Raw genomic sequence first — 1,011 nt, forward strand, 5'->3', positions numbered from 1 at the left:
GGCGGATTCTATTTTGAAGTGCGATTTGTGAGGGTTTTTATGGACTTAGGTCCACGGAGATTTTCACATGGGATCGCGTTACGACCATATCACGCTTCAGGAACGCCATCAGATCGCCCGCTGGCGTGACGCCAAGGTCTCCGTTCGGGTCATCTCCGAGCGCCTTGGACGTCATCCATCGACGATCCACCGCGAGATTCGGCGCAACTGGTTCGACGATGGCCCATGGCTGCGCGGCTATTTTGCTGTCGCCGCCAACGAGCGCGCCTCCACGCGTCGCAGACGGGTCGGCAAGCTGCATCGCGATCCAGAACTGGCCCGCTTTGTCACCGAGCGCTTGCAAGAGACCTGGTCGCCAGAACAGATCGCCGGTCATCTCAAGTCGACCCGGCAGCTCCAAGCTTATGCCTGCCACGAGACCATCTATCGCTACGTCTACGGCCCAGATGGCCGAGCTGCGGAGCTCTACAAGCTGCTGCCCAGGATGCGTCGGCGCCGGCGCGCGCGCTATGCCCGACGACCGCGCGGCCTTCATATCCCGCCGCACAACACCATCGCCCAGCGGCCGGCCCACATCGGCGAGCGCCAGAGCTACGGCCATTGGGAGTGCGATCTGATCGCTTTCCGCAAGGAATACGGGCGTCACAACATCACGACGCTGGTCGAGCGGCGAAGCCGGTATCTGATCATGATCAAGAACCCGAGCCGCAGCTCGACGGGCATCATGGCCGGCCTAGCCGAGCGCCTGGAGCCGTTTCCTCCGCCGATGCGGCAATCCATTACCTTTGATCGCGGCACGGAGTTCGCCTTCTTTGCGACCCTGAAGCGCTCGCTCGAGATTGACAGCTACTTCTGCAAGCCACAGGCGCCTTGGCAAAAGGGCACGGTCGAGAACACCAATGGCCGTCTGCGGCGCTTCTTGCCCAGCGACACGGACATCGCGCTGGTCCCGCCGGAGAAGCTGCTGGAGCTGTCCACGCGGCTCAATCGGATCCCGCGCAAGTGCCTCGG

At 62.6% G+C, this 1,011-nt stretch carries 1 protein-coding gene; it reads left to right on the forward strand.

Features of this window, described 5'->3' with window-relative positions; all coding sequences use genetic code 11:
* Positions 1-67: 67 nt before the first annotated feature.
* A partial coding sequence (locus AX690_RS13120; protein ID WP_066730404.1) for an IS30 family transposase occupies positions 68-1,011 on the forward strand: 944 nt, incomplete at its 3' end.

The sequence above is a fragment of the Caulobacter sp. CCH9-E1 genome, from assembly GCF_001556515.1.
Lineage (GTDB): Bacteria > Pseudomonadota > Alphaproteobacteria > Caulobacterales > Caulobacteraceae > Caulobacter.